This is a genomic window from Salegentibacter lacus (genome assembly GCF_020164555.1).
GTDB lineage: Bacteria > Bacteroidota > Bacteroidia > Flavobacteriales > Flavobacteriaceae > Salegentibacter > Salegentibacter lacus.
Genome location: NZ_JAIQZB010000039.1, coordinates 1 through 5,989, shown reverse-complemented (window position 1 = coordinate 5,989; position 5,989 = coordinate 1). Strand labels below are relative to the sequence as shown.

Genomic DNA, 5,989 nt, shown 5'->3' with positions numbered 1-5,989 from the left:
TAAAAGCTGGTGACCAGCTTACGCATTTCTGTGGCAATTGAAGATCGGGTCATTTTTGATTATATTTAGACCGCTAAAATATGACCTACATGGTTCTCAGTAAAGATGCACTTAGACGGACGCATACATTCAATTAAAGATAATTCGATATTAAGAAAAGTTGTCTTGGATATTGGACAAAGAATTCCTCAGCAATCAAGCCATCAATTATTTGAAAAATGGGAGAAAATATATGATTATAATAAGGCACTTCCAGACTCAAGTAAAATTACAGTATTAGGAATTGATAAAAATTTTGACGACAATTCAAGAAAACTTTCTCGTGATTCAATTATGACCTTGAATTTTAAAAGAATTATTAGTAAAGGACATTTAGAAAATGAGAAGTTTTATGGATTATTTGGATATGCTCATGTTCTTCAGGAAGGCTATGGTGAAAATAATTTCCGACCGTTTGCAGAAAGAATAAAAAGCTTTACTAAAAAGAATAGTATTAAAAGTTTTGTGTGTTACAATTTAGATAGTGAGGTATATCTTCCAGAAAATGACCAATTTCCGGCACCAGAAGACCATAAGCTTTCGATTCTTAATGACGACGGACCGATAATGCTGGTTAAAGGTATAAACGATTTAAGAGAACTCACGGATACTAATTCAGTAACAATATTTGATTTAGATAATACAGATTCACCATACAAGAAAAATCAATATTTAGGAGGTATTAAAGTTAATTTTTTTGGTTCTGATGTCATAACTAAATCACCAGATGTATTTACAACAGACGTTCTCCAATACGTCTTTTTAATACGTAATTCAAAGGCGTTAGAGCCAATAGAAACTACCGCCAACAGTATATAAAAACAATGCTTAATTTTTTTCTTGAATCGTAACTTTTTGGTTGCTAGCTTAGCGGATTGTCCTGCGGACAATCACGATCGCCAGCTCGCACTGTTTTTATACGAGACGTTACCCACCATTTAAAAATTCAAACTCTAACTAAATTTTACATATGGGCAATGATTTGTTACAACAAAAAAGCTGGTGGAATCGAAATTGGAAATGGGTTTTACCGATTTTTGGAATAATTTTCATCTCAATTACAGTTTTTTTTTCATCTAATATGGACGGTGTTGCGACCGATTTAGCTCAAGCATATGCAGATACAGAACTATATAATAATGCCCTCGAAAAAGTAAAAACTGACCAGAGAGCAAAGGTTTTATTAGGTGATATAGAGCCGATTGACAAAATGGCAATTTTGGAGGGTCACGTGAATTACTCCAATAATAATAAAACTGTGTATTCGTCAGTTCGAATTGTTGGAACAAAAGGAAAAGCAAATATGGATATATCTGCTGACTGGATAAATAATGAATGGAATTATAACGAAATCAGCATCCGAATAAAAAATCCACCCGAGAAAAAACAAGAGTGGAAAATATTGACTGGAAAACAAAACGGTGGGTAACAATATATAAAAACAATGCTAAAGCCTGTCTCAATTCAAATCTCCGTGCACACTTGCTTAGCGGATTGTCCTGCGGACAATCACGCTCGCCAGCTCACACAGTTTTTATACGGGACGTTGGCAGTAATTAAGATATCCAAAAATTGAAAAACATATTAATTTTTTATTTGGCAATACTTGTTCCAATTGGAGTTCTGATTTGGCTAAATGCAACTGACAAAGTTCAATCTAGAACTTTTCTTTTACTCTTGCTTTTTTATCTAATTGTATATCGGACTTTTACGGACGGTAGGAGATTGTACGAAAAGGGAATAATTGAAAAAGCGGATATATGGAAAACAGTTTTGGCTGGTTATCATTTCAAGTATTTCAAACAGCTTTATTTTAATTAAATGATGCGGGCAGTTTTTTAAAGCGAAAAACAAACTACTGCCAACAGTAAAAACAATGCTTAAATCTTTCTTGAATCGAAACTTTCTGCTCGCTTGCTTAGCGGATTGTCCTGCGGACAATCACGCTCGCCCGCTCGCACAGTTTTTATACGGGTCGTTGTAGCAAATTATAAGCGAAATTTATGAAAAAAACTCTATCATTATTAGTTGTTATCTTTCTAGGTTCATGTCAGAATTTAACCGTGGAGGAACGATTTAACAAAATTAGCGATTCAGATAAAAAAGATTTGATCGAAGAATTAGAACAAATGGTTGATAAAGATCAATTTCTTAGAAAAAAATCAATCAGTTTAAATAAAAGCTCTCCTTCATATGATCGGATAAATGATTCTTTATGGGATATCATCGATAGCTTAGATTTAGCTAATACAGAGCGACTAATTGAAATTACAGAGAAGTATGGTTTTCCAAATGTTGACAGGATTGATGCCCCAATTCCAGCATGGTTAATATTTCAACACGCACCTGAAGAAAATTTTGAGGAATTAAAAGTCTTATTGAAAAAGGAAAATGAGTCAGAGAGGCTTCCGGATTTGGAATATTCAATGATTACTTGGCATTTGAACGGAAGAAAAACATCGAACCCTTTAGGTGATATAATTACAAAAGAAGATTGAAAACAATTGATACAAATCATAAAGTTATAAACTTGCTACAACATTATATAAAAACAATGCTTAAACCAGTGTCAATTCGAAACTCCGTGATCGCTTGTCACCCCTGATTGTCCTGCTGACAATCACGCTCGCCCGCTCGCACAGTTTTTATACGAGACGTTAGCCCTAATATGAGAAAGAACTTAACTTTAATAATAATTTTTTTGATCGCCAGCAAAAGTTTTGCTTGTAGCTGCGATACTCCAAAACCTGCTATTGAATTCTATCAATCCGATTACGTTTTTAAGGGTCAGGTGGTTGAAAAGATGTATTCATCGGACTCTCTTACTTACACGGTAACATTTAAGATTAGCAACCATTATAAAAATGGTGCTAATCCCAATTTTTTGAAATTTCAATTAAATTCAGAAGGTGAAATAACTGGAAAATTCACTTCTTGTGATTGGAGTGTTGAAAAAGGAGAGAATTGGTTAGTATATGCAAAAAAAATCAATGGTGAATTAGACTTTCAATTTTACTGTTCAAACAGTATGCCCCTGGGTCGTCTAAGGATATATCCCTCTGAACAAAAGATTTTAGATAATGGAAACGAATTAGATTTAGCCAAATATCGATATATGTCTAATGATTCTAGACCAGTAACAAACGTAGACTCAATATTAGAAAAGTATCGAAAGAAAAAATTAATACCTTCAAAAGGGTTTGCTGCAGTTTGGTTAGATATAGACAGCGCAGGAAATTTAACGAGTGCAAATCTTCGTCCAAACAAGCAATTAGAATATGAAGAAATCGATACTATTTTCGGAATGAATCAATTCAAAAATACTTATAGAGAACCAAATTCAGACTTAGAAAAGATCGCATTGAAAATAGCTAGAGAAATAAAACATTGGGAGAAGTACTATTATCTAGATTTAGAAAAGCCTGTGAAATATAGGAAATGGTTACAAGTTTATGTGGATAAAGATTCAATTATACAAGTAGAATTTTAGGACCATACTAGGGCTAACAATATATAAAAACAATGCTATTCTAGTGTCGAATCGAAAGTCTGTGCAATCGCCGCACTGTTTTTATACGAGACGTTGTGGCACATTTGAATGAAAATAACGTTTGACATAAAATATTTCTTAATACTGACACATGCATTTATAGTTTTTACTGCAATTGGAACAGTTTCTCACGAATATGGACACATATTAGTCGCCAAATATTTAGGGTATGAAACTACACTTCATTATGGTAGTATGAATTATAATTCAGATCTAAATGAGGAATTAGTTGAAATCTATATTCAAAACGAAACAGCAATTGAAAACGATGGATATTTTGATAAAAAAAATGAATACGAAAATGGTATAAAAAAATTGCAATCAAATGGATTATGGATTACAATAGGAGGTCCCTTGCAAACAATTTTAACAGGTTTAATAGGTTTAACAATATTGCTTATTCGCAAAAGTCAAATTAGAGCTTTCGGACTAAAAATAATAGATTGGTTAGCTATTTTTCTATCTCTTTTTTGGTTAAGAGAAGTTTTTAATCTTGTGACTTCAGTTGGTAGTGAAATAACTTCACCAGTAGGTAGCTATTTCGGAGGGGATGAAAAATTTATATCTTTTGGACTAAATTTATGGGAGGGAACAATTCCTATTATTTTAGGATTTTTTGGCCTCTTGATTTCCTTATTTGTAATTTTTAAAATTATTCCAAATCGACTTAGGCTAACATTTATTTTGAGCGGTCTGATTGGCGGAATTATTGGATTTATTTTGTGGATGGATATCATAGGACCGAAAATATTGCCGTAATTTAAGAAAACGTGCCACAACATTATATAAAAACAATGCTCAAACCTGTCTCAAATCGAAACTCCCTGCTCACTTGCTTAGCGGATTTTCCTGCGGACAATCACGCACGCCTGTTCGCACAGTTTTTATACGAGACGTTGGCAACAATTTAAAACATAAACTACAAATTTTAAAAATGGAACAAACTTCATTAATAGCATCGATATTGATTTTTTTAATAAGCACTTTTCTCAGTTGGAAGATATTAAGTAATTATAATAAAAAACAACTGGGCAAAAAGATGCATAAACAATGGAATTCGAAACTCTTTTTGTGGCAAGGCGTAATATTTTCCGGTACTGGATTAACGTTTCTCATTTTGTTTATTTTAAAATGGACAGATGTTTTGTCCTTTTAGGAAGTTTTAAAAAACATAAAAAATTGTAATCGACTTTATAAGATTTAAGGATATGGGTTGGCTAAAAAAGAAAAATGAGCTTGATGGTTTTTCGAAATAATTGGTCATTGTCAGATTTTAAAGTTCGGATACATAGGTGAATTCCCTTAAGCACAGTTTTAACTCCAACCCAAAGAATTAAAAAAACAGTTGCCAACAACCTATAAAAACAATGCTACAATCTGTCTCAATTCGAAACCCCGTGCTCGCTTGTTTAACGAATTTTCCTGCGGACAATCTTGCTCACCAGCTCGCACAGTTTTTATACGGGACGTTGCCCACAATACTTACAAATATGAAACTTGATAAATATAAACAACAACCAAAATGAGAAGTCTGATTTTAATCTTATCCTTTTTAATCTTTACTGGCTCCACCATTAAAGCTCAGGAATTTGTCTATTTTGGGGCAAAGGGTGGTATTAATCTTACTGATCTAAGTTCTGATAATTTTGCTAAAACTAGCTTTAGGACCGGATTTCATTTGGGTCTACTGGCCGAAGTCCCTTTATCTAATAAAATTTCTATTCAACCTGAAATCTTATATTCTACACAAGGCACAGAGGCAGATGTAATTACTTTTGAGGGAAATCTCAATATAGATTACAACTTGAATTATTTCCAGGTTCCCGTTTTGGCTAAAATATATCTTACAGAATCTTTATCTATAGAAGCAGGTCCTTCATTTAATTTTTTAGTAAAAGAAAAAATTTGGGATAGGAAGACCGAATTCGGGAGCAGTTTTGAATTCGGAGGGGCTTTGGGAGTATCCTATGCAATTAGCAATGGGTTTTTTATCACCACTCGATATTCTTACGGTTTTACGAATGCCCTTGATGCTTATAGTACCACATTTAACAATAGCGGGTTTCAATTGGGTACTGGATTTATGTTTTAAAAATTATAAAAATAAGTACTGTGGGAAACACGATATAAAAACAATGCTTAATTAGTTCTTGAATTGAAACATCGTGCTCGCTTGCTTAGTGGATTTTCCTGCGGAGAATCTCGTTCGCCACCTCGCACAGTTTTTATACGAGACGTTGGTTGCAATTTTTAAAGACAAAATCTTAACTAAACAGTATCCGTCCGAGCAACTGCACTCACTACCCCTTCTGATAGCCGGGCAATAACTCCTCCAATTTTTGGATGCTATGATCGGGTATTTTTTGCAGGGTATCCTCTAACCACTGCTGGGGATTAACA

Annotated in this window: 7 protein-coding genes; 6 read left to right on the top strand and 1 reads right to left on the bottom strand. The window is 33.5% G+C overall.

What is annotated here, in order from left to right; translation table 11 throughout:
* The first annotated feature begins 105 nt into the window (after positions 1 to 105).
* From LB465_RS17825 to LB465_RS17800, 6 genes are all read left to right on the top strand, one after another.
* A complete protein-coding gene (locus tag LB465_RS17825) occupies positions 106 to 858 on the top strand; it encodes a hypothetical protein (protein ID WP_224471272.1) in 753 nt (250 codons plus the stop codon).
* Between the two features lie 151 nt (positions 859 to 1,009).
* On the top strand, positions 1,010 to 1,468 hold the full coding sequence (locus LB465_RS17820; protein WP_224471271.1) for a cytochrome c oxidase assembly factor Coa1 family protein: 459 nt from the start codon (positions 1,010 to 1,012) through the stop codon (positions 1,466 to 1,468).
* A gap of 574 nt (positions 1,469 to 2,042) precedes the next feature.
* A complete protein-coding gene (locus LB465_RS17815) occupies positions 2,043 to 2,537 on the top strand; it encodes a hypothetical protein (protein WP_224471270.1) in 495 nt (164 codons plus the stop codon).
* Positions 2,538 to 2,707: 170 nt separating this feature from the next.
* Positions 2,708 to 3,529 (top strand): hypothetical protein, encoded by an 822-nt coding sequence (locus LB465_RS17810; protein WP_224471269.1) that lies wholly within the window; start codon positions 2,708 to 2,710, stop codon positions 3,527 to 3,529.
* Positions 3,530 to 3,637: 108 nt separating this feature from the next.
* Positions 3,638 to 4,348, top strand: coding sequence for a hypothetical protein (locus LB465_RS17805; protein WP_224471268.1), 711 nt, complete (start codon positions 3,638 to 3,640; stop codon positions 4,346 to 4,348).
* 763 nt (positions 4,349 to 5,111) lie between these two features.
* Positions 5,112 to 5,681, top strand: coding sequence for a porin family protein (locus LB465_RS17800; protein ID WP_224471267.1), 570 nt, complete (start codon positions 5,112 to 5,114; stop codon positions 5,679 to 5,681).
* A 208-nt stretch (positions 5,682 to 5,889) separates the two neighbouring features.
* On the opposite strand, the gene LB465_RS17795 is transcribed toward LB465_RS17800, so the two are convergent.
* A partial coding sequence (locus tag LB465_RS17795; protein WP_224471273.1) for a transposase domain-containing protein occupies positions 5,890 to 5,989 on the bottom strand: 100 nt, incomplete at its 5' end.